Origin of the sequence: Silanimonas sp. (assembly GCF_044377035.1) — a bacterium.
In the GTDB taxonomy this organism is placed as follows: Bacteria; Pseudomonadota; Gammaproteobacteria; order Xanthomonadales; family Xanthomonadaceae; genus Silanimonas.
Genome location: NZ_JBILJW010000005.1, coordinates 114,151 through 135,764, shown reverse-complemented (window position 1 = coordinate 135,764; position 21,614 = coordinate 114,151). Strand labels below are relative to the sequence as shown.

Annotated in this window: 19 protein-coding genes and 1 pseudogene; 12 read left to right on the top strand and 8 right to left on the bottom strand. The window is 70.2% G+C overall.

Going from position 1 to position 21,614, the window contains the following annotated elements; all coding sequences use genetic code 11:
• Positions 1-58: 58 nt before the first annotated feature.
• The 3 genes from cgtA to rplU form a co-directional block, all read right to left on the bottom strand.
• Entirely contained in the window at positions 59-1,150 is a 1,092-nt protein-coding gene (cgtA, locus tag ACIQ6S_RS04255; RefSeq protein ID WP_397607277.1) for an Obg family GTPase CgtA, read from the bottom strand.
• 141 nt (positions 1,151-1,291) lie between these two features.
• Positions 1,292-1,552 (bottom strand): 50S ribosomal protein L27, encoded by a 261-nt coding sequence (gene rpmA, locus ACIQ6S_RS04250; RefSeq protein ID WP_297864906.1) that lies wholly within the window; start codon positions 1,550-1,552, stop codon positions 1,292-1,294.
• Between the two features lie 26 nt (positions 1,553-1,578).
• Entirely contained in the window at positions 1,579-1,890 is a 312-nt protein-coding gene (rplU, locus tag ACIQ6S_RS04245; protein WP_297864907.1) for a 50S ribosomal protein L21, read from the bottom strand.
• A gap of 278 nt (positions 1,891-2,168) precedes the next feature.
• On the opposite strand from rplU, the gene uvrA reads away from it, so the two are divergent.
• From uvrA to ACIQ6S_RS04225, 4 genes are all read left to right on the top strand, one after another.
• Positions 2,169-5,144 (top strand): excinuclease ABC subunit UvrA, encoded by a 2,976-nt coding sequence (gene uvrA / locus ACIQ6S_RS04240; RefSeq protein WP_397607276.1) that lies wholly within the window; start codon positions 2,169-2,171, stop codon positions 5,142-5,144.
• On the top strand, positions 5,141-5,533 hold the full coding sequence (locus ACIQ6S_RS04235) for an acyl-CoA thioesterase (protein ID WP_397595734.1): 393 nt from the start codon (positions 5,141-5,143) through the stop codon (positions 5,531-5,533). The genes uvrA and ACIQ6S_RS04235 overlap by 4 nt, the downstream gene beginning before the upstream one ends.
• Before the next feature lie 113 nt (positions 5,534-5,646).
• Complete coding sequence (locus tag ACIQ6S_RS04230) at positions 5,647-7,131, top strand: DUF4139 domain-containing protein (RefSeq protein WP_397607275.1); 1,485 nt, start codon at positions 5,647-5,649, stop codon at positions 7,129-7,131.
• Between the two features lie 10 nt (positions 7,132-7,141).
• A complete protein-coding gene (locus ACIQ6S_RS04225; protein WP_397607274.1) occupies positions 7,142-7,891 on the top strand; it encodes an enoyl-CoA hydratase/isomerase family protein in 750 nt (249 codons plus the stop codon).
• Positions 7,892-7,902: 11 nt separating this feature from the next.
• Here ACIQ6S_RS04225 and ACIQ6S_RS04220 read toward each other — a convergent pair whose 3' ends face one another.
• The 4 genes and pseudogenes from ACIQ6S_RS04220 to ACIQ6S_RS04205 all read right to left on the bottom strand — a co-directional run bounded on the left by ACIQ6S_RS04220 (position 7,903) and on the right by ACIQ6S_RS04205 (position 11,841).
• Complete coding sequence (locus ACIQ6S_RS04220; protein ID WP_397607273.1) at positions 7,903-9,261, bottom strand: substrate-binding domain-containing protein; 1,359 nt, start codon at positions 9,259-9,261, stop codon at positions 7,903-7,905.
• A gap of 75 nt (positions 9,262-9,336) precedes the next feature.
• Positions 9,337-10,218 carry a sulfurtransferase gene (locus tag ACIQ6S_RS04215; protein WP_397607272.1) on the bottom strand — a complete coding sequence of 294 codons (882 nt, stop codon included), beginning with the start codon at positions 10,216-10,218 and terminating at the stop codon, positions 9,337-9,339.
• A gap of 31 nt (positions 10,219-10,249) precedes the next feature.
• Positions 10,250-11,049 (bottom strand): annotated as a pseudogene (locus ACIQ6S_RS04210) (DUF1289 domain-containing protein).
• A gap of 66 nt (positions 11,050-11,115) precedes the next feature.
• Positions 11,116-11,841 carry an FKBP-type peptidyl-prolyl cis-trans isomerase N-terminal domain-containing protein gene (locus ACIQ6S_RS04205; RefSeq protein WP_397607271.1) on the bottom strand — a complete coding sequence of 242 codons (726 nt, stop codon included), beginning with the start codon at positions 11,839-11,841 and terminating at the stop codon, positions 11,116-11,118.
• A gap of 136 nt (positions 11,842-11,977) precedes the next feature.
• Here ACIQ6S_RS04205 and ACIQ6S_RS04200 point away from each other — a divergent pair, with 136 nt between their 5' ends.
• Genes ACIQ6S_RS04200 through nth form a run of 6 tightly spaced genes read left to right on the top strand, consistent with a single transcriptional unit; the run spans position 11,978 to position 17,311 of the window.
• Complete coding sequence (locus ACIQ6S_RS04200; protein ID WP_397607270.1) at positions 11,978-12,760, top strand: enoyl-CoA hydratase/isomerase family protein; 783 nt, start codon at positions 11,978-11,980, stop codon at positions 12,758-12,760.
• 34 nt (positions 12,761-12,794) lie between these two features.
• Complete coding sequence (gene rsxC, locus ACIQ6S_RS04195) at positions 12,795-14,399, top strand: electron transport complex subunit RsxC (protein WP_397607269.1); 1,605 nt, start codon at positions 12,795-12,797, stop codon at positions 14,397-14,399.
• Positions 14,396-15,373, top strand: a complete 978-nt coding sequence (locus ACIQ6S_RS04190) for an RnfABCDGE type electron transport complex subunit D (RefSeq protein ID WP_397607268.1) — start codon at positions 14,396-14,398, stop codon at positions 15,371-15,373. The genes rsxC and ACIQ6S_RS04190 overlap by 4 nt, the downstream gene beginning before the upstream one ends.
• Positions 15,370-16,044, top strand: coding sequence for an electron transport complex subunit RsxG (rsxG, locus tag ACIQ6S_RS04185; protein WP_397607267.1), 675 nt, complete (start codon positions 15,370-15,372; stop codon positions 16,042-16,044). Before ACIQ6S_RS04190 ends, rsxG begins: the two co-directional genes overlap by 4 nt.
• Entirely contained in the window at positions 16,041-16,673 is a 633-nt protein-coding gene (gene rsxE / locus ACIQ6S_RS04180; RefSeq protein WP_397607266.1) for an electron transport complex subunit RsxE, read from the top strand. The genes rsxG and rsxE overlap by 4 nt, the downstream gene beginning before the upstream one ends.
• Positions 16,670-17,311: an endonuclease III gene (gene nth, locus ACIQ6S_RS04175; RefSeq protein WP_297875758.1), complete on the top strand. Its 642-nt coding sequence runs from the start codon at positions 16,670-16,672 to the stop codon at positions 17,309-17,311. The genes rsxE and nth overlap by 4 nt, the downstream gene beginning before the upstream one ends.
• Here the strand turns inward: nth and ACIQ6S_RS04170 are convergent.
• Entirely contained in the window at positions 17,308-19,026 is a 1,719-nt protein-coding gene (locus tag ACIQ6S_RS04170; RefSeq protein WP_397607265.1) for a putative bifunctional diguanylate cyclase/phosphodiesterase, read from the bottom strand. The genes nth and ACIQ6S_RS04170 overlap by 4 nt on opposite strands.
• A gap of 184 nt (positions 19,027-19,210) precedes the next feature.
• Here ACIQ6S_RS04170 and ACIQ6S_RS04165 point away from each other — a divergent pair, with 184 nt between their 5' ends.
• Together ACIQ6S_RS04165 and pstS are read left to right on the top strand one after the other, a co-directional pair.
• Positions 19,211-20,404 (top strand): OprO/OprP family phosphate-selective porin, encoded by a 1,194-nt coding sequence (locus tag ACIQ6S_RS04165; RefSeq protein ID WP_397607264.1) that lies wholly within the window; start codon positions 19,211-19,213, stop codon positions 20,402-20,404.
• A gap of 113 nt (positions 20,405-20,517) precedes the next feature.
• The gene (pstS, locus tag ACIQ6S_RS04160) at positions 20,518-21,537 is read left to right on the top strand and encodes a phosphate ABC transporter substrate-binding protein PstS (protein WP_397607263.1); all 1,020 of its coding nucleotides are present in this window, start codon (positions 20,518-20,520) and stop codon (positions 21,535-21,537) included.
• Positions 21,538-21,614: the final 77 nt, after the last annotated feature.

Sequence of the window (21,614 nt, the reverse complement as noted above, 5' to 3'; positions counted from 1 at the left end):
AAAAAGCCGGCATTACGCCGGCTTTTTTGTTGCCCCTCGCTGACGGAAACGGGCGCCGTCAGGCGCCCTCGCCGGTCCGCGGCGCCGGCGTGTTCCGCTCGACCCACGCGGCGTCCTCGGCCGCTTCCGCCGCCTGGTGCTTCAGGTCGTCGAAGAACTGCTGGACCTTGAGCATGATCGGGCGCGTGCCTTCGCGGCTGATGGCAGAAACGACGAAGTGCGGGCCCTTCCAGTCGAGCCGCTGAACGACGTCGGCGACGCGCTCGGCAGTTTCCTCCTCGTCGAGCAGGTCGGCCTTGTTGAGCACCAGCCAGCGCGGCTTCTCGAGCATCGCCGGGTCGTACTTCCGCAGCTCGTTTTCGATGGCACGCACCTGCTCCACCGGGTCGACGCCCTCGTCCATCGGCGCCATGTCCACGAGGTGCAGCAGCAGGCGGGTGCGCTGCACGTGGCGCAAGAACAGCGCGCCAAGGCCGGCGCCATCCGCCGCGCCTTCGATGAGACCGGGGATGTCCGCGATCACGAAGCTCTTGAAGGCTTCGACGCTGACGACGCCGAGGTTCGGGTACAGCGTGGTGAACGGGTAATCGGCCACCTTCGGCGTCGCCGCCGAGACGGCGCGGATGAAGGTGCTCTTGCCGGCATTCGGGAAGCCGAGCAGGCCAACGTCGGCAAGCAGCTTCAGCTCGAGGCGCAGCTCGCGTTCCTCGCCGGGCCATCCCGGCGTCGCTTTGCGCGGCGCGCGGTTCACCGAGGTCTTGAAGTGGATGTTGCCCTTGCCGCCGTCGCCACCCTTGGCGACCAGCAGGCGCTGGCCATGCTCGGTGAGGTCGCCGATGATCTCGTCGGTGGCGACGTTGCAGACGGCCGTACCGACCGGCACTCGGATGATGACGTCCTCGCCGGCCTTGCCGTACATGTCGCGACCCATGCCGTTCTGCCCGCGCTGCGCGCGGTAGACGCGCTGGTGGCGGAAGTCGATCAGGGTGTTGAGGTTCTCGTCGGCGACGAGCCAGACGCTGCCGCCATTGCCGCCATCACCGCCGTCGGGGCCGCCGAGCGGGATGAACTTCTCGCGGCGGAAACTGATGCAGCCATTGCCACCGTTACCGGCGTGGACGGCGATCTCGGCTTCGTCGACGAATTTCATGGGGAACTCCAAGTGGACGGCGGCCGGCCCCGGGGAGGCGGCGCCGCCAGAAACGACGACGCCCCGCCGTGGCGGAGCGTCGTGTATTGCTTTGCGTGGCGAGCGGCGACTCCGGCAGGCCGGGACCGCGTCGCGGGCCGATTACTCGGCGCCGACCACGCTCACGGTGCGGCGCTTGTTGGCGCCCTTCACCGAGAAATCGACCTTGCCGTCGACCAGCGCGTACAGCGTGTGGTCGCGACCGATGCCGACGCCGGCACCCGGATGGAACTCGGTGCCGCGCTGGCGGACGATGATGTTGCCGGCTTCGACGGCCTGGCCACCGAAGATCTTCACACCGAGGTACTTCGGGTTGGAATCGCGGCCGTTACGGGTCGAGCCAACGCCCTTTTTACTTGCCATGACGTGTTCTCCTTAGGACGGACGGATCAGGCCGAAATGCCGGTGATCTCGAGTTCGGTGAAGTGCTGCCGGTGGCCCATCTGCTTGCGATGGTGCTTGCGGCGGCGGAACTTGACGATGCGGACCTTCTCCAGGCGGCCGTGACCCTTGACGGTCGCGGTGACCTTGGCGCCCGCCACCTTCGGCGCGCCGACGGTGATCTTCTCACCATCGCCGACCAGGAGGACGTCATTGATTTCGATGTTGGCGCCCGGCTCGGCGTCGATCAGCTCGACGCGGAGGGTTTCGCCCTTCATCACGCGGTACTGCTTACCGCCGGTGACGACGACTGCGTACATGTTGCGATTCCTATGTAGTTCTTCTTAGGGATTCGGCTGCCGGCAAAGCCGTCGGCCACCCCTGCGCTGCGCCGGTCGGGCCGGGCTGGACGCAGGGAGTTGGGAAGTATGGGGGAGCGCCCCCGCCCGGCGCAAGCCGCGGATGGGGTTCGTTCAGACGCCGGGGTGCCCCGGGGGGACGGGTACCGGTGACCCCACGGCATGGGCCCTGGGTGGGGTCACGGCCCGGCGACGCGGGAGGGCTAGACTAGCCGATTGCCCCTGCGCCCAGACCCTCCATGGACCAGATCCGCATCCGCGGCGCCCGCACCCACAACCTGAAGAACGTGGATCTCGACCTGCCGCGAGACCGGCTCATCGTGATCACCGGGCTGTCCGGGTCCGGGAAGAGCTCGCTGGCCTTCGACACCATCTACGCCGAGGGGCAGCGCCGCTACGTCGAGTCGCTCTCGGCTTACGCCCGGCAGTTCCTGTCGGTGATGGAGAAGCCGGACCTCGACCACATCGAGGGCCTCTCCCCGGCCATCTCGATCGAGCAGAAGTCGACCTCGCACAACCCGCGCTCGACGGTCGGCACGATCACCGAGATCCACGACTACCTTCGCCTGCTCTACGCCCGCGTGGGCACGCCGCGCTGCCCCGACCACGATGCCCCGCTCGAGGCACAGACCATCGGCCAGATGGTCGACACCGTGCTGGCGATGCCGGAGGACAAGCGCCTGATGCTCTTGGCGCCGGTCATCCGCGACCGCAAGGGCGAGCACGCGCAGGTGTTCGACGCCCTGCGCGCGCAGGGCTACGTACGCGTGCGCGTCGACGGCGTGGTGCATGAGATCGACGCCGTGCCGAAGCTCGAACTGCGCGTGAAGCACACGATCGAAGCCGTGGTCGACCGCTTCAAGCCGCGCCCCGACCTGAAGCAGCGCCTCGCCGAGAGCTTCGAGACGACGCTGAAGCTGGCCGACGGCGTCGCGCTCATCGCCGACATGGACGACGACAAGGCACCGGCGCAGATGTTCAGCAGCAAGTACGGCTGCCCGCATTGCGACTACTCGCTGCCGGAACTCGAGCCGCGACTGTTCTCCTTCAACTCGCCGATGGGCGCCTGCGCCACCTGCGACGGCCTCGGCATTACCCAGGTGTTCGACGCGGCGAAAGTTGTCGGCCACCCCGAGCTGAGCCTCGCCAACGGCGCCGTGCGCGGCTGGGACCGCCGCAACATCTACTACTTCCAGCTCGTCGCGGCGTTGGCCAAGCACTATGGCTTCAGCGTCGACACCCCTTGGCAGGACCTGCCCACCAAGGCGCGCGAGGCCGTGCTGAACGGCTCGGGCGGCGAAGCGATCGCCTTCACCTACATCACCGAGAACGGCGGGCGCAGCCAGCGCAAGCACCCCTTCGAAGGCATCCTGCCGAACCTGCAGCGCCGCTACCGCGAGACCGAGTCGCAGACGGTGCGCGAGGAGCTGGCGAAATACATCAGCGACCAGCCCTGCCCCGACTGCGGCGGCGCGCGCCTGAACCGGATGGCGCGGCATGTGTTCATCGACGGGCGCAATCTCCCGGCCGTGGCGCACCTGCCGGTCGACGCCTGCATGGCCTTCTTCAGCGACCTCACCCTGCCCGGTTGGCGCGGCGAGATCGCGGTGAAGATCGTCAAGGAGATCCGCGAGCGCTTGCGCTTCCTCGTTGATGTCGGCCTCGACTACCTCACGCTCGACCGCCAGGCGGATTCGCTCTCCGGCGGCGAAGCGCAGCGCATCCGACTCGCCTCGCAGATCGGCGCCGGCCTCGTCGGCGTGATGTACGTGCTCGACGAACCTTCGATCGGCCTGCACCAGCGCGACAACGAGCGCCTGCTCGGCACGCTGACGCGCCTGCGCGACCTCGGCAATACCGTGATCGTGGTCGAGCACGACGAGGACGCCATCCGCCTCGCCGACCACGTGGTCGATATCGGACCGGGCGCCGGCGTGCACGGCGGCGAAGTCGTCGGCCAGGGCTCGGTGGCCGACATCATGGCGTCGCCGCGCTCGATCACCGGCCAATACCTCAGTGGCGAACGCCGGATCGACGTACCGACGAAGCGCCACGCGCCGCGGAAAAACGAGTGGCTGAAGCTGCTCGGTGCGACCGGCAACAACCTGAAGGACGTCGACCTCGAGATCCCGGCCGGCCTGTTCGTCGCGGTGACGGGTGTTTCCGGCTCGGGCAAGTCGACGCTGATCAACGACACGCTGTTCGCGCTCGCTTCGCGCGAACTGAACGGCTCGGGCGCGACGGCGGCGCCGCACCGCGAAGTGATCGGCATGGACCTGTTCGACAAGGTGGTCGACATCGACCAGACGCCGATCGGCCGGACGCCGCGCTCGAACCCAGCGACCTACACCGGCCTGTTCACGCCGCTGCGCGAGCTGTACGCGCAGGTGCCGGAAGCACGCGCTCGCGGCTACGCGCCGGGCCGCTTCAGCTTCAACGTGCGCGGCGGCCGCTGCGAGGCTTGTCAGGGCGACGGCCTGATCAAGGTGGAGATGCACTTCCTTCCGGATGTGTACGTGCCCTGCGACGTCTGCCACGGCAAGCGCTACAACCGCGAGACGCTGGAGATCCTCTACAAGGGTTACAGCATCCACGACGTGCTGGAGATGACCGTGGAGGACGCGCTCAAATTGTTCGAGCCTGTGCCGTCGATCGCGCGCAAGCTCGAAACCTTGATGGACGTGGGCCTGAGCTACATCAAGCTCGGGCAGAGCGCGACGACGCTCTCGGGCGGCGAGGCGCAGCGCGTGAAGCTTTCGAAGGAACTGAGCCGCCGCGATACCGGCCGCACGCTCTACATCCTCGACGAGCCCACCACGGGCCTGCACTTCGCCGACATCGAACACCTGCTGGCGGTGCTGCACAAGCTGCGCGACGACGGCAACACGGTGGTGGTCATCGAACACAACCTCGACGTGGTGAAGACCGCGGACTGGGTGATCGACCTCGGCCCCGAAGGCGGCCACCGCGGCGGCACCATCGTCGCGACCGGCACGCCGGAGGAGATCGCCGCGCATCCCGATTCGCACACCGGGCACTTCCTCGCCAAGCTGCTGGAGGCTGCCCCGGCGACCGCGCCGGTGGCGCCGGCACCCCGGCGCATGAAGGCCGCCCCGCCGCCGCCCGTGCGATTGACGGAGGAAGAGAAGGTCGCGGCCAAGAAAGCCGCCAAGAAGGCCGCGAAGGCCGCCACCAAGACGAAGGAAAACGCATGAAGACCGTGTTCGAAATCGCCATGGACGTGCGCTGGGGCGACATGGACGCCTTCAACCACGTGAACAACGCGAGCTACCTCCGCTTCATCGAGGAGGCGCGCGTGGCCTGGTTCAAGAGCCTCACCGCGGACTGGGCCGCCGTCGATTGCGCGCCGATCCTCGCAGCGGCGACGATGAACTATCGCCGCCCGATCGGCTGGCCGGAGCGCCTGCGAGTGACGCTACACGCCGAAAAGCTGGGCACCAAGAGCCTCACGCTCGGCCACCGCATCGAGAGCGCCACGCAGGACGGCGTGCTCTACGCCGACGGCACCACGGTGATGGTCTGGGTCGACAACAGCGGCGCGTCGATTCCGCTTCCGGCCAGCATCCGGGCGGCCTGCGAGTAGACGGGCGCCGGCCGGCGACAACCCGGGCTGAACACGAGGCCAAGTCCCAACCCCGGGGCTTGGCCTCGTCCGTTGATGGGCTCACGATCCCACCACCCACGACGGAGTCCCCCATGCCCCTCCCGCGCGTCCAACCCGCACCCGCCGCCCTCGCCGTCGCCCTTACGCTGGGAGTTGCCTCGATGACCGCCTCCGCCTCCGTTCCCCAGCGCCTTGCCATCTACAGCGGTGGCTTCGAATCCGTCAGCCAGACCCGTGGCGGCAACGCGCAGGCCGGCTATGCCCTGGTGCAGCGGCCCGTGCGCGTGACGCCGGGCGAATGGTCCATCGACGACCTGCCGCTCGCGCTCGATCCGTCCACCGTGCAGCTCAGCGGCGATGGCGTGGCGGTGCGCAGCCAGCGCTACGACTTCGCCACCGCCGACCATGCGCAGCTGCTGCAGCGCGCGGTGGGGCGCACGATCACCGTCGAACAGAACGTCGCCAGCGGCGTGCGCGAATACACCGGCGTCCTCATCGCGGCAGGCAACGGCCTGACCTTGCGCGAGGCCAACGGCCAGCTGCGCGTGCTCTCTGGCTACAGCGGTTTCACGCTGGCCGAGCCGCCGAGCGGGCTGGTGGCGCGCCCGACCCTGCGTTTCCTGATCGGCGCGCCGGCCGCGCGCGACGCCCGGCTCGACTACGCCACCGCGGGCCTCGCGTGGCGCGCGGAGTACCGCGCCGTGCTGGCCGGCAGCGGCAACGGCTGCCGAATGGCCCTCGAAGGGCACGCGATGGTGGCGAACCGCTCGGGTGTCGATTTCAACGACGTCGCGCTGGACCTGGTGGCCGGCGAGCCTAACCGCCGCGTTGACGTGATCCAGGTGAGCGGGACGATGATGCGCGCGGCCGCTGCGCCGCCGGAGGCCAAGATGATGGCCGACGAAGGCGCGCCCTCGGTGTCGGCCTCGGGCGAAAACCATCGCTACACCCTGCCCGGCACCGGCGACCTGCCCGACGGCTCGCTGCAGCGCCTGCCGCTGCTCAAGGCCGCGGCCAACGTGCCCTGCGAGCGCCGTCTGGTGGCGGTGCGCAACGACGGCGACTGGATGCCGGACCGCCCGATGGTTCACCGCGAACTCGGCGGCGATGGCGAGATCCCGGTGCGTTCGCGCCTCGTGTTCAAGAACGATCGCGCAGCCGGGCTCGGCGTACCGCTGCCCGCGGGACGCCTGCGCGCCTTCGACGGCAGCGAACTGCTGGGTGAAGCCGATATCGGCCACACCGCCGCGGGCCGCGAGCTCGACCTCGACCTCGGCGGCGCCTTCGACGTGACGGCCCAACGCAAGACCGTCGACTTCCAGCTGGACCGAAGCGGCCGGACGATGACCGAAACCGTCGAGTGGACGCTGCGCAACGCCAAGGCCGCCGAGGCCACGGTGCGCTTGGGCGACCGCCTGCCGCGCTGGACGGAGTGGCAGTTGCTCGAAGGCGGCGAGCGCTTCCGCAAGACCGACGCGCAGCGCATCGAAGCCGACGTGCGCGTCCCGGCCGGCGGCGAGACGGTGCTGCGCTACACCGTGCGCTATCGTTGGGCCGCTGACATCACCCTCGACTGAGACTCCCCCCATGCTGGAACGCATCGCCCACGGCAACGTGCTCGAAATCCGCCTCGCGCGGCCGCCCGTCAACGCGCTGAACCCGGAGCTGCTCGCGGCGCTCGCCACGGCCTTCGCGCCGGCGCAGCTCCACGGCGTCGAAGGCGTCGTGCTCTCGGGTGGGCCGAAGGTGTTCTCCGGCGGGCTCGACGTGCCGCACCTGCTCGGCCTCGACCGTGCCGGCCTCACCGCCGCGTGGTCGGGCTTCTTTGCCACCGCCCGTGCCATCGCCCACTGCCCGGTGCCCGTCGTCGCCGCGATCGGCGGCCACAGCCCGGCCGGCGGCTGCGTGCTGGCGCTGTGCTGCGACTACCGCGTGATGGCGCGCGGCGCCTACCGCATCGGCCTCAACGAAACGCAGGTCGGGCTGGTGGTGCCGGATGCGATACAGGTGCTGATGCGCCGCGTCGTCGGCACGCATCGCGCCGAGCGACTGATGGTGGCCGGCGCGATGATCGAGTCGGAGCAGGCGCTGGCCATCGGCCTCGTCGACGAACTCACCGACGCCGACCACGTCGCCACGCGCGGCCTGCATTGGCTGGGCGAACTGGCCGCACTGCCCCGCGAACCGATGCTGACCACGCGGAAGATCGCCCGCGCCGACTTGCATGCGGCCCTCGACGGCTTCACCGACGACGAGCTGGACGGCTTCGTCGACCGCTGGTTCGCAAAGGCGACCCAGGACGCCCTGCACGCGCTGGTGGCGAAGCTCAAGAAGTAGGCGCCGCGCCCTCAGCGCTGCCCACCGACGGCGGTGGCGGCGCCGACCGGGCGGATCCACACCTCCACGCGGCGGTTGCGCAAACGCCCGGCCAGCGTGTCGTTGCTGGCCACCGGCGCGATCTGCCCCAGCCCGCGCTGGCGCGCCACGCGAAGCCCCTTCGTCCTCAGCTCGGCGGCCACGAGGTCGACGCGGTCGTTGCTCAAGGAGAGCGCGAGGTAGGGCGTCGCTTCGGAACGATCGGCGAACCCGATCAGCAGCAATTCGTGGCCGCCCTGACGCGGCGCGGCCATGAAGCGGGCCAAGCGCTCGATGTCTTCGACCGCCTTGTTGTCGAGCACGGCCGCACCCTCGCCGAAACGGAAATTCAGGCTCAAGCGACGCGCTCCGGCGACGAGCGCGCGGTAGTCCTGATGCTCCGGCGCCCGCTGGTCGAGGGCACGGATGTCCTGCGGCACGAAGCCGACGTCGGCGACGACCTGCTGGCCCGAAGGGCCCAGCGCGAAATCGATCAGGGCCTGCACTTCCGCGCGCGGTCGCGCCGCGCTGTAGAGGAACAGACGGCGCGCAAGCACGTAGTCCTCGGTGGCAACGCTCAGCGCCGTCGGCGCCATTGGCACGGTGCCGCGCTCCGACAGGGCCAACGGCTTCGCGCGCCCCACGCCGGCGAGGCCGACGAAGCCGATAGCCTGAGGGTCCGCCGCGACCGCCGCGGCGAGTTGCTCCGTCGATTCGTAGCGCGCAGCGGCCGCGCTGAGCGCCGCCTCGCCCATCACCAGCGATTTGAAGGTGTCGAACGTGCCGGAGCGGTCGTCGCGGGCATGCAGCACCACGGGGCCGGGCGCACCGCCGACCTGCGACCAGTCGCGCACGCGCCCGGAGAAGAGCGCGCGGACCTGTTCGACCGTCAGGGTCGACACCCGGTTGCCCGGATGCACGATCACGGACAGACCATCGAGGGCGATGACGTGTTCCAGCCCCTTCTCGTACAGCGGGCCGATCAGCCGTGCGCCCTGCACCTCTTCCTCGCGCACCGCGCGGGACGCCATCCACAGATCGCAGTCGCCGTCGCGAAGCGCAGCGAAGCCGGTGCTGGTGCCATGCGCGAGCACGTCGACGACGAGCGGGCCCTTCGGCGTGGTGAAGCGCAGCCGCGACTCATCGAGGGCGGGGGTGTCCTGGCCGTCGAAGCGCCAGCCCTGCTGGGCCGCCCACGCCTTCGCCAGCTCCGGGGCCAAGCGCTGGCCGACCGTGTTCGAACCGGAAAGACAGACCCGCGCCGCGCCCGCAGGCGCCTGCGCCTGCACGGCCCACGCCATGGCGAGCACCAGGCCCACCGCCACACTGCGCCAAACTGCCGATCCGCGCATCGCTTGCCCCGCTGGCCGAAAGCCCGACAGGTTGGCGATTCGCGGTGACGCGTTCGTTGCGCGCGGATGACCGTTTCAGTCGCCGGTGGCGACGGGCCGCGCGGGATCGCTCACCCAGCCTGACCAGGAGGGCGCGAACAGCGTGGGCATTGGCCAACCGGCGTGCACGAGCGCCAGCGCGTTGTGACAGGCCGTGACGCCGGAGCCGCAGGACAACCATGGCGCGGTGTCCTCCGGCAGCAACGCTCGCCACTCCGCCTGCAACTGCGGCCGTGGCTTGAACCGCCCCGCGGCGAGGTTCTCGGCGAAGGGGCGGTTGATGGCCCCGGGGATGTGCCCCGCTTTCGGGTCGAGGGGTTCGACGTCGCCGCGGAAGCGTTCGCGGGCACGAGCATCGACGAGGACGACCGACGCACCGCGCGCGGCCACGGCATCGGCATCCACGGTCGGCGTGCTGCCGGGACGCCAGCCGTCGCCTTCGGCAAGCCGGGCCCATGGCTCGTCTGCTGCGCCAGCGACATCAGCCGGGGCCGTTTCCATCGGGGCTGAGGCTGCCGTCCATGCGGCGAAGCCGCCATCCAGCACGCGCACGTCGGCATGCCCCATCCAGCGCAGCAGCCACCACGCACGCGCCGCCGCCATGGCGCCGCTCCCACCGTCGTAGACGACCACCGGCGTCGCCGGCGTGATGCGCCAGCGGGCGAGCGTGGCAGCGAAGCGGTCGGCGTCGGGCAGCGGATGGCGGCCTTCCGAAGCGGGCTTCGCATGGTCGGAGAGATCGTCATCGAGATGCGCGTACACCGCGCCGGGAATCCGCGATGCCGCGAACGCGCGGCGGCCGGCATCGGCATCGGCGAGGTCGAAGCGCGCGTCGATGACGCGCAAGGACGGGGCACCAAGGCGCGCACGCAGCGTCTCGATATCGACCAGCGGCGACGGTTCGTTCGATGCGGTCATCGCGGCGCTCCGTGTTCGGGAGCCCGAGTATTCAGCGCGGTGAAGCGGCCTGCAAACGCTCGCGCAAGTTCACCAGCATGGCCGCGGTGGCGCCCCAGATGCGGTGTTCGCGCCACTGGAACTCCACCAGCAGGCGCGTGCGGCCGCGCCACTCCATGGCCACGTCGCGGGCGCTGGCCGGGTCGAGCAGGAAATCGAGCGGCACTTCGAAGGCTTCGGCCACTTCGTCGGCGTTCGGATGCAAGGGATGCTCGTGGTCAATGCGCGCCACCAGCGGATAGACATGAAAGCCGGTGATCGTCGCGTACGGGTCGAGCCAGCCGAGCGGCTCGATGCTGCGCGCCGGCAGACCGACTTCCTCCTCGGTTTCGCGGATCGCTGCCGCGAGCGGACCCGCGTCGGCGAGATCGACGCGCCCACCGGGGAAGCTGATCTGGCCGGCATGGTGCCGCAGCGCGTCCTGCCGCCGCGTCAGGAGCACCGTGGTGCCGCTGCCGTGTTCGCGCAGGCCGACGAGCACCGCGGCCGGGCGCAAGGGTTCGGCGGGCAACAGATCCGCCAACTGTTCGAGGTTCCACGGCGACGCGACGGGCGCCGGGTGCAGCCCAAGCAGCGCGCGTTCGAACAGGTGGCGGGACAGCATCGAACGCTTCAGCCGGCGAGCCGCGACTCGCGTTCCGGCAGCACCTCGTCCATCAGGCGCTGGCGTTCGGCATCGCCCATCAGCGACCAGCGCGCGATCTCGTCGCCGGTGCGGAAGCAGCCTTCACAGAAGCCGGTGGCGTCGAGGCTGCAGATGCCGATGCAAGGGGTGAGGATTGGCGTGGACATTCAGGGTTCCGGAAACAAACAGGGCGCCGCCGGAGCGACGCCCTGTCGATGCCGCGAGCGTCGGGATTACTTGACGCTGACGAGCTTCAGGTCGAACACGAGGGCCTGGCCCGGGCCGACCGGCGAACGCGGGTCGTTGCCGAAGGCCTTGTCGGCCGGCAGGTAGATTTCCCAACGCGAGCCGACCGGCATCAGCGGCAGCACTTCGCGGATGCCGACGAGCGGGAACTGTTCGATCTTGAAGGTGGCCGGCTGCGCGTTCGGCGAGGCGTAGGTGTTGGCCAGCTCCTGGCCGGTGTGCAGCGAGTAGCGGAAGTGCATCTGCACTTCGCTGGTCGCGGTCGGGCGCGCACCGGTGCCGCTGTCGATGATGCGGTACTGGATGCCCGAGGGCAGCGTGGTCACGCCCTGCTTGGCGCGGTTGGCGGCCAGGAAGGCATCCGACTTCGCCTTGTTCTCACGGGCGGCGGTCTCGAACTGCGTGCGGGCTTCGGTCTGCAGCTTCTGCTGCAGCCACGCCACGGCGCGGCCCATCTGCTCTTCGGTGTAGGCCGCCTGGCGCTTGTTGTAGGCGTCCTGCAGGCCGCGGATGACCTGGTTCATGTCGACGTCCGCCTTGGCGTTGACGATCGACAGGCCGGCGTCGTAGCCGAGCGCGTAGCTCAGGGTGTTCTTGTCGGGCTGGGGCAGCGGCGCCTGCTGGGCCGGGGCGGCCTGCGGAGCGGGGGCCTGGGCGGTCGCGGCGGTGGCGACGGCGGCAGCAAGGGCAACAGCGAGGACGCGCACGATCATCAAAGTCTCCAGCGGAAAAAGAATCGAGGCCGTGGGGCGGCCTCGAGGGCGACGTAGAATAGCGGCCGGGGGCCTGAATCGCCACTGACATTCCGGGCCCGGAAGCACACTTATCCACAGCCCGCGCGGAGCGCGCATGACCTTTAACACCCTTCTAACCGAAGATCGCGGCGCGGTTCGCGTCATCACGGTCAACCGCCCCGACAAGCTCAACGCGCTGAACCACGCGACGCTGACCGATCTGCACGCGGCCTTCGCCGCCGCGGCGGCCGATGACAGCGTCCGTACCGTCGTGCTGACCGGCGCCGGCCCCAAGGCCTTCGTCGCCGGAGCGGACATCGCCGAGATGAACGGCCTGAGCCCGGTGCAGTCGCGCGATTTCTCGCGCCACGGCCAGGCGCTGATGACCCGCATCGAACGCCTCGGCAAGCCGGTCATCGGGATGCTCAACGGCTTCGCCCTGGGCGGCGGGCTCGAGCTGGCGATGGCCTGCCACCTGCGCATCGCCGCCGACACGGCCAAGATCGGCCAGCCGGAAATCAACCTCGGCCTGATCCCCGGCTTCGGCGGCACGCAGCGCCTGCTGCGCCTCGCCGGCCGCGCCGCGACGCTCGAGCTCTGCCTGCTCGGTGCGCCGATCGGCGCGGAGCGCGCGATGCAGCTCGGCGTCGTCAACCGCGTGGTGCCGGCGGCGGAACTCGAAGCCGCCACCTTCGCCATCGCCGAACAGCTCGCGAACGCGGCCCCGCAAGCCCTTCGCGGCATCCTCGACGCCGTGCTGATCGGCGGCGAGTCGCCGATCGACGTCGGCCTCGATTACGAGACGCAGGGCTTCGCGATCGCGTTCTCGACCGAGGACATGAAGGAAGGCACCGGCGCCTTCCTCGCCAAGCGCAAGCCCAGCTTCACCGGCCGCTGAGCACGCACGGGCCGGCACGCATGGGCGGGCATCGATGAGCCTGCATCGCTTTTTCGGCGGCTTGGCCCTCCCCGCGCTGAAACCGGCCCCGGCCGCCGTGAGGCGGCTGCCCGTGCCGGCCCAGCTGCGCGTGCCCCTGCTCCAACACGCCGGAGCAGAGGCCGAGGCCTGCGTGGTGGTCGGCGATCGCGTTCGCCGGTTCCAGCGGATCGGTCGCCGCGCGGCGGACGCGCTTGGCGCGGACGTGCACGCACCGGCGGCCGGCGTCGTGGTCGCCATCGAGCGCGGGCCAGTCGCGATGCCGGGCACGCCGGACGCGACGCACGTGGTGATCGCGGTCGATGCTGGCATCGCCGGGGCCGGATCTTCAGGCGCCAGCGATTCGTCGGACGACGCCCGGATGCCGACATTGGATTCGAATGCCACGCCGCTGGACGCGCTGCGCGAGCGGTTGGCCGAGGCCGGCCTGGTGGGCCTCGGGGGCGCGGGCTTTCCCACCGCCGAGAAGCTCTCCCTCGCGCACCGTCTCCTGATCCTCAACGGCGCCGAGTGCGAGCCCGTGGTGGCCTGCGACGAAGCACTGCTGCGTGAGCGCGCCGACGAGGTGGTGGCTGGCGGACGCATGCTGGCGCGCCTCTGCGGCGCGACGCGCCTCGTGCTGGCGATGGAGCAACGCATGGCCTCGGCACTGCCGGCGGTGCAGGCAGCGATCGCCACGTACGTGGACGGTGACATCGAGGGGCTGAGGGTTGAACTGGCGCTACTGCCGGACCGTTACCCCGCCGGCGGTGAACGCCAGCTCATCCAGACACTCACGGGCGAAGAAGTCCCGGACGGCGGCCTGCCGCGCGACCTCGGCGTGCTCGTGCAGAACGTCGCCACCGCCGCGGCGGCTTGGCGGGCCGTCTTGCATGGCGAACCGCAGGTCTCGCGCCTGGTGACCGTGGGTGGCGATGGGGTGTCCCATGCCGCCACCTTCGAAGTGTTGCTCGGCACCCCGGCGTCGCACGTGGCGGAGGCCGTGGGCGGCTGGCGCGACGATGCAACGGTGCTGCGCGCCGGTGGCCCGATGATGGGCGTGGCGCTGCCGCATGACGACGTGGCGGTGATCAAGACCACCATCGCCCTCACCGCGTGGTGCGAGCGAGTGTCCCCCGATGCCGGGGCGGATGCCTCCGCGCCCCGGTCGCCCATGCCCTGCATCCGCTGCGGCGACTGCGCGAACGCCTGCCCCTCGCGGCTCCAACCGCAGTTGCTGCACGGGCGCCTCAAGGCCTCCGACGGCGGCGACCTGAGCGGCGCCCTGGCCCTCGGCCTCGGCGCGTGTATTGAATGCGGGGCCTGCGATGCGGTGTGCCCGAGCGCGATCCCGCTCACCACCGGCTTCGTCGCGGCCCGGCAGATGGCAAGGCTCGGCCAGCACCAGCGCGTGCAGGCGGAAGCGGCGAAGGAGCGCTTCGAACGCCGCATCGAACGACTGCAGCGCGAGGCCGAAGAGGCCGCCGACCATCAGGCGCAGCGCGTGAAGCGCGTGTCCGGCGCCGCGGCGGCGGCCTTGGCGAAAGCCCGCGCGAAGCGGGCCGGCGACGCACCGGCGCCCGGCCCGGCGGACGCGCCATCCGACGGTGGCCCGTCGTGAGTCCGCGCGCGTTCCGCGATCCCGGCACACCCTCCTTGCACCTCGCCCGCAGCGTGCCGGCGACCATGGGCCTTGTGCTGCTGGCGCTGCTGCCCGGCATCGCGGCGATGACGCTGTTCTTCGGCCCCGGCGTGCTGGTGCAGATCGCGCTCGCCGTACTGTTCGCCATGGGGCTCGAAGCGGCGATGCTGGCCCTGCGCGGCGCGGCGCTGAAGCCGGCGCTCACCGATCTTTCCGCCCCGCTGACGGCGGTGCTGTTCGCGCTGTGCTTGCCGCCGACCGCGCCCTGGTGGATGAACCTCGTCGGTGTCACCGCGGCGATCGTCGTGGCGAAGCATCTGTATGGCGGCCTCGGCCACAACCCGTTCAACCCGGCGATGGTCGGCGTGGCAGTCGTCGTGCTCGCCTTTCCGCTCGAGTACTCGCGCTGGATCGCGCCCGGGCAATGGGACACGCTGGCGCAGGCCACCCCGCTCGACCTGCTGCGCCAGCAGGCCACGCAGGGCTACGCGCTGTCCGAGATCCGCGCCAACCCGGTGTTCGGCGCGCTCGGCGGCCGCGGCTGGGAGTGGGTGGCGGGTTTCTGGGCGCTGGGCGGGCTGTTCCTTCTGTGGAAGCGGGTGATCCCCTGGCAGACGCCGGTCGCGGTGCTGGGCACCACGGTGCTGGTGACCTTGCCGTTCTGGCTCTGGGACGCCGACACGCACCCGAGCCCGCTGAGCCACGTCTTTTCCGGCGCGCTGGTGTTCGCCGCCTTCTTCATCGCCACCGACCCGGTATCGGGCTGCACGACGCCGCGCGGTCGGCTGGCTTTCGGTGCCGGCGTGGCGCTGCTGACGCTGGCGATCCGCCGCTGGGGCGGTTTCCCCGACGGCGTGGCGTTCGCCGTGCTGCTGATGAATGCCGCCGCGCCGCTGATCGATCGTCTGGCGAGGCCGCGCTGGCTCGGCGAGCGGCCAAGGGGCGCGCCATGAGCCCCCGCCTCGGCGACCTCGGACGCGGCGCGCTGACCCTGGCCGTCGTTGGCGCACTGGGGCTGGGCGGCCTGCTGGCCCTCCGCGCGCTCACCGCGGAGCGCATCGCCGAACAGCAGCGCGCCGCCACGCTGCGCGCACTGGCCGTGCTGCTGCCGGCGGATTTCGACAACGACCCGCAGGCCGACCGCATCGAGGTGGTCGCCCCCGCGTGGCTCGGCGGCGAGGACGCGTTGACCGTGCGCCGAGCCCGCCGCGACGGCGTGATCGAGGCCCTGCTCCTCGAAGCCGTCGCGCCCGACGGCTACAACGGCGACATCCGCCTGCTCGTCGGCGTGGATGCGCGGGGCCGGGTGATCGGGGTGCGCGTGGTCGAACACCGCGAGACGCCGGGCCTCGGCGATCCCATCGAGATCGAGCGCGGCCCATGGATCACCGGCTTCGACGGTCGATCCTTGAGCGACCCCGCGGCGGACGCGTGGCGCGTACGCCGCGACGGCGGGGCCTTCGACCAACTCGCCGGCGCGACGATCACGCCGCGCGCGGTGGTGGGCGCGGTTCGGCGCGCGCTTCAGTTCGTCGAAACCCACGGCGAAGCGCTCGCCGAAACGCCGTCCGGCGCCACGCTGGCCTTCCGCGATGCGCCGCCGCTGGAGGATTCCCGGCGATGACTGCCCCTACTCCACCGCGCAGGATCCTCGAGTACGGCCTGTCGAGCGGCAACGTCGCGCTCGTGCAGCTGCTCGGCCTGTGCCCGTTGCTCGCGGTGAGCAACTCGCTGGTGTCGGCCCTCGGCCTCGGCCTCGCAACCGTGCTCGCGCTGACGGCCACCAACGCCTGCATCGCCGCGCTGCGCCGCGTAACCGGCCGCGACGTGCGCATCCCGGTGTTCGTCACCGTCATCGCCTGCGTCGTCACCGCCATCGAACTGGCGATGCGCGCCTGGCTGCCGGCGCTGCACGGCGTGCTCGGCCTGTTCATCCCGCTGATCGTCACCAACTGCGCCCTGCTCGGCCGCGCCGAAGCCTTCGCGTCGCGCAACGATCCGCTGCGCGCGGCGCTGGACGGCTTCGCGGTGGGCGCGGGTTTCCTGCTGGTGCTTCTGCTGCTCGGCGGCCTGCGCGAGGCCATCGGCCGCGGCACGCTGTTCGCCGGTGCCGGAGCCCTGCTCGGCCTGCCCCAGCTCGAGTGGACGCTGCTGCCCGGCTACCGCGGCTTCCTGCTCGCCACGCTGCCCGTCGGCGCCTTTTTCCTGCTCGCCCTGCTGATCGCTGCGCGGCAGCGCTGGAGCGCCCGATGAAACCCGCCGACCGCATCGAGTTCTTCCGCCGCCTGCGCGAGCTCAACCCGCACCCGACGACCGAGCTCGAATACACCTCGCCCTTCGAATTGTTGGCCGCCGTATTGCTCTCGGCGCAGGCCACCGACGTCGGGGTCAACAAGGCCACACGCAAGCTGTTCCCGGTGGCCAACACGCCGGCGGGCCTGCTCGCGCTCGGCGAGGCCGGCCTGAAGGGCTACATCAACACCATCGGCCTCTACAACGCGAAGGCCGCGAACCTGATCGCGACGTGCCGCATCCTCGTCGAACGGCACGGCGGCGAGGTGCCGCGCGACCGTGAATCGCTCGAAGCCCTGCCCGGCGTCGGGCGAAAGACCGCGAATGTCGTGCTGAACACGGCCTTCGGCGAGCCGACGATCGCCGTCGACACCCACATCTTCCGGGTCTCGAACCGGACCGGCCTGGCCCCCGGAAAGACGGTGGATGCGGTCGAGCAGAAGCTGCTGAAGGTCGTGACCGCCGAGTTCAAGCAGGACGCCCACCACTGGCTGATCCTGCACGGCCGCTATGTCTGCAAGGCGCGCAAGCCGCTGTGCGGCGCCTGCCCGGTGCGCGATCTCTGCCGCTTCAAGGACAAGACCGACGCCACGACCTAGGCGTAACCGCGCTCCATCATCCAGCCGGCCACGGCATTGGCGGCCATCGGCGCGCCGTAGTGGTAGCCCTGGCAGATGTCGCAGTCGAGCTGAGCCAGCTTGATCACCTGCGCCTGGGCCTCGACGCCCTCGGCCACCACCTTCAGGCCGAAGCCGTGCGCCAGCGCGATGACTGCACGGACGATGGCCGCGTCGCCGGCGTCGCGGACGATCTGCCGGACGAACATCTGGTCGATCTTCAAGATGTCGATCGGGAGGCGCTTGAGCTGCGACAAGTTGGAGTAGCCGGTACCGAAATCGTCGAGCGCGAGGGCGACGCCGAGCTCGCTCAGGGTCGACATCAGCGCGATGGCGCGCTCCGGGTCGTGCAACGCGGCGCTCTCGGTGATCTCGAGTTCGAGCGAACCGTGGGGCAGGCCGGCCTGCGCCAGCACGGCGCGCACGCCGTCGACCAGACCCGGATCTTCGAACTGCCGCGGCGAGAGATTCACGGCGACGCGCTCGACCTCCAGCCCCTCCTCGCGCCAGCCCTTGAGTTGGCGCACCGCCTCGCGCAGCGCCCAGCTGCCGATGGGAAGGATCAGGCCGGACTCCTCGGCCAGCGGAATGAACTCGGAAGGCGCGACCTGGCCCAGTTCGGCGTGGTACCAGCGCAGCAGGGCCTCGAAACCGACCAGGCGCTCGCCGGCCAGCGCGATCTGCGGCTGGAACGCGAGGCTGAGTTCGCCGCGCTCCATGGCCAAGCGCAGATCCTGCAGCAGGCGCACGCTGCGGCCGCGGGCGGCGCTGTTCTCGGCGGAATAGAAGGCCACCGTGCCGCCGGGCGCGGTGGCGGGTTCGGCGGTTTCGGCGTTGTCGAGCAGGCGCTCGGGGGTGTCGCCGTCGCGCGGATACACCGCCACGCCGACCGAAGCATCGAAGAACAGACGGCGGCCGCTGATCTCCATCGGCTGCGCCAACGGCGCCAGCACGTCGCGCAGCAGGGCTTCGATACGGGTCTCATCCTCCACGCCGGACAGGGCGAGGGCGAATCGGTGCTCGCCGGCGCGCGCCAGCACGGCGCTGGTGCCCAGCCGGGCGCGGACGCTTTCAAGCAGCCGGTTGGCCCCCTCGCGCATCACCTCGTCCGCCGGGCCTTGCCCCAAGGACTGACGGAGCACCGGCAGCTGGCCCAGCGCGATGCTGGCGAGGATGGCGCTGGGCTGGCCGTCGTTCGTCCGGGCGAGGCGGCCGAGGAAGTGGCTCCGATTCGGCAGGCCGGTGATCGAATCGAACTCGCGGAGCTTCTGCGCCTCGGCCTCGAGTTGCCGGCGCGCCTCGGTGCGCTTGGCAGAACGCCGCAGCTGGGCCTGCACGAGCGACAGCAGTTCGGTCGGCCGGAACGGCTTGGTGAGGTAATCGTCGGCGCCGAGGTTCATGCCGGCACGGATCGATTCGCGCTCGTCGAGGCCGGTCAGGAAGACGAAGGGCAGGTCCGCGGTGCGCGGGTCGGCGCGCAGGGCCGCCAGCAGATCCTGCCCATTGCCGCCGGGCATCAAGACGTCCGACAGGACCAAGTCCGGCAGGTGCTCGTGGGCCAGGACGAAGGCATCAGGGCCGTTGTCGGCCTCCAGCACCCGATAGCCGGCCGAACGCAGGGTGGCGTTCAACACCGCCCGGATGCTGCCGTCGTCTTCCGCGACGAGGATCGTGGTCGTGCCTGCCTGCCCTGCCATCGGCGCCCTCCCCGAGCGATCCGATCGCCCACCGGCCGAGTCTAGCCTCAGGGCTGGCGTCATGCGCCAGTGACGGTGGGATGTCCCCCGGATGACCGGCAGGTAGCGATTTCGTGTCAATTGAAATATTGGTGTCATCTCCCGTCCATAGGCTGCGCCCACCTTCCCAACGGTGTCCGCCGCCATGCGCCTCGCCCGCTCCCTGCTCGCCGCTTCCCTCGCCGCCGCCCTCGCCACCCCGGCCCTGGCCGAGGTGCCCATCGACGTGATCGGCGACACCGAAATCTATTTCGACGCCCTGCTGCACTTCGACGCCTACCAGTACGACCAGAACATCAGCCGCGCCGACGGCCTCGCCCTCACGGCCGGCCAGCTGACGGCCAACACGCTGACCAACAACGGTCAGTTCCGCCGCGGCGAGATGATCCTGCGCGGCAAGACGCCGACGGCCGAGTGGCAGATCGGCTACGACACCGTCGGCAGCCGCGGTACCGGCCGCAACGGCCGCTGGCTGGACGTCAGCTGGAAGGGCCGCATCAACGCTGACTGGTCGTACCGCCTCGGCCAGTTCAAGCAGCCCAACAGCCTCGAAGAGCTGACGAGCACCAAGAACAACGAGTTCATTTCGAAGGCGATGGTCACCAACGCCTATGGCCTCTCGCGCCGCGTCGGCGCCGAGATCCAGTACGCCACCCCGTCCATCACGGCCACCGGCACCTGGTTCACGCGCGAGATCAACGTCGCCCAGCGCGTCGGCGATGGCTGGGGCACGCGCCTCACCTGGGCGCCGATCCAGGACACCCAGGCCGGTGAGGCCCTGCACTTCGGCATTTCGGCCGTCCAGTTCGACGCCGAGAACAACCGCTATAGCCTCAGCTCCCGCCCGCAGGCGGACATCACCAACGTCAACACGGTGACCGCCACGCTGTCGGATGCCGACTCGACCCGCATCCTCGGCCTCGAAGGCATGTACTACCGCGGCCCGTTCAAGGTGATGGGCGAGTACTTCCGCGCCGACACCGATCGCCTCGGCGCCGCGCCGGACTACAGCACCGACGGTTGGTACGTTTCGACCCTTTACACCCTGAGCGACGACCTGTTCGGCTACCGCGGCGGCCTCTACACGACGGCCACCCCGACCGACCCGGTCAAGGGCCTGTGGCAGCTGGCCGCCCGCTACGACCGCCTCGATGCCAACGACGGTGCGGTCTTCGGCGGCGCCCAGTCGGCCTTCACGGTCGGTGCCAACTGGTACATCCGTTCGAACTTCCGCCTGTCGCTGAACTACGTGATGGTCGAGAGCGAGCGCGTGCAGTCGGGCGTGCTGATCAACAACGACCCGAACATCGTCGAGCTCCGCGGCCAGATCACCATCTGACACCGCCATCACGGGCCGCCGGGGCCAACCCGGCGGCAAGTCATCGGACTGTCACATCGCTGACACATACTGCTGGCCGGCCGCCGCGAGGCGCCGGCCCTTTGGAGAATCCAGTGAACCTGAAGACGTTTTCCCGGATCGCCGCGGCCGGCCTGATCGCCGCCTCGGCGTTCGCCGCCCAAGCCCAGAACATCACCGGCGCCGGCGCCTCGTTCGTGTTCCCCGTCATGTCGAAGTGGTCGAGCGAGTACGCCGCCGCCGGCCAGGGCCGCGTGAACTACCAGTCGATCGGCTCGGGCGGCGGCATCGCCCAGGCCAAGGCCGGCACGGTCGACTTCGGCTCGACGGACGCCCCGTTGGCGCCGGCGGACCTCGCCCAGAACAAGCTCGCCCAGTTCCCGTCGGTCATCGGCGGCGTGGTGCCGGTGGTGAACCTGCGCGGCGTCGCCGCCGGCCAGCTGCGCCTCACCGGCCCGGTCATCGCCGAGATCTACCTCGGCAAGATCACCAAGTGGAACGACGCCAAGATCACCGCCCTGAACCCAGGCGTGACGCTGCCCGACCAGACCATCCGCGTGGTCTATCGTTCGGACGGCTCGGGCACCACCTTCAACTTCGTCAATTACCTGTCGCAGATCAGCGCCGAGTGGAAGCAGAAGGTCGGTGTCGGTACTGCCGTTCGCTGGCCGACCGGCTTCGGCGGCCGCGGCAACGAGGGCGTCTCGGCCTACGTGAAGCAGCTGCAGGGCTCCATCGGCTACGTCGAGCTGAGCTACGCCACCACCAACAACCTCACCTATGCCGCGATGCAGAACGCCGCCGGCACCTGGGTGCAGCCGAGCATCGCCAGCTTCCGTGCCGCCGCCGCCAGCGCCGACTGGGCATCGGCCCAGGACTTCAACCTGGTGATCACCAACGCCCCGGGCGAGAACAGCTGGCCGATCGCCGCGACGAACTTCATCCTCGTCTCGACGGCGCCGCGCGATCCGGCCAAGGCGGCGGCCACCCTCAAGTACTTCGAATGGGCGTATGCCAACGGCGACGCCTCGGCGGAATCGCTCGGCTACGTGCCGCTGCCCGACCCGCTGGTCGAGCGCGTCAAGGCCTACTGGGCGGCCAAGCTGAAGCGCTGATCGCCCACCAATCCGATCCATCCTCAGGCGCCGGCGTCCCCGGCGCCTGCGGCATCATGACCACCGCGAAAACGAAC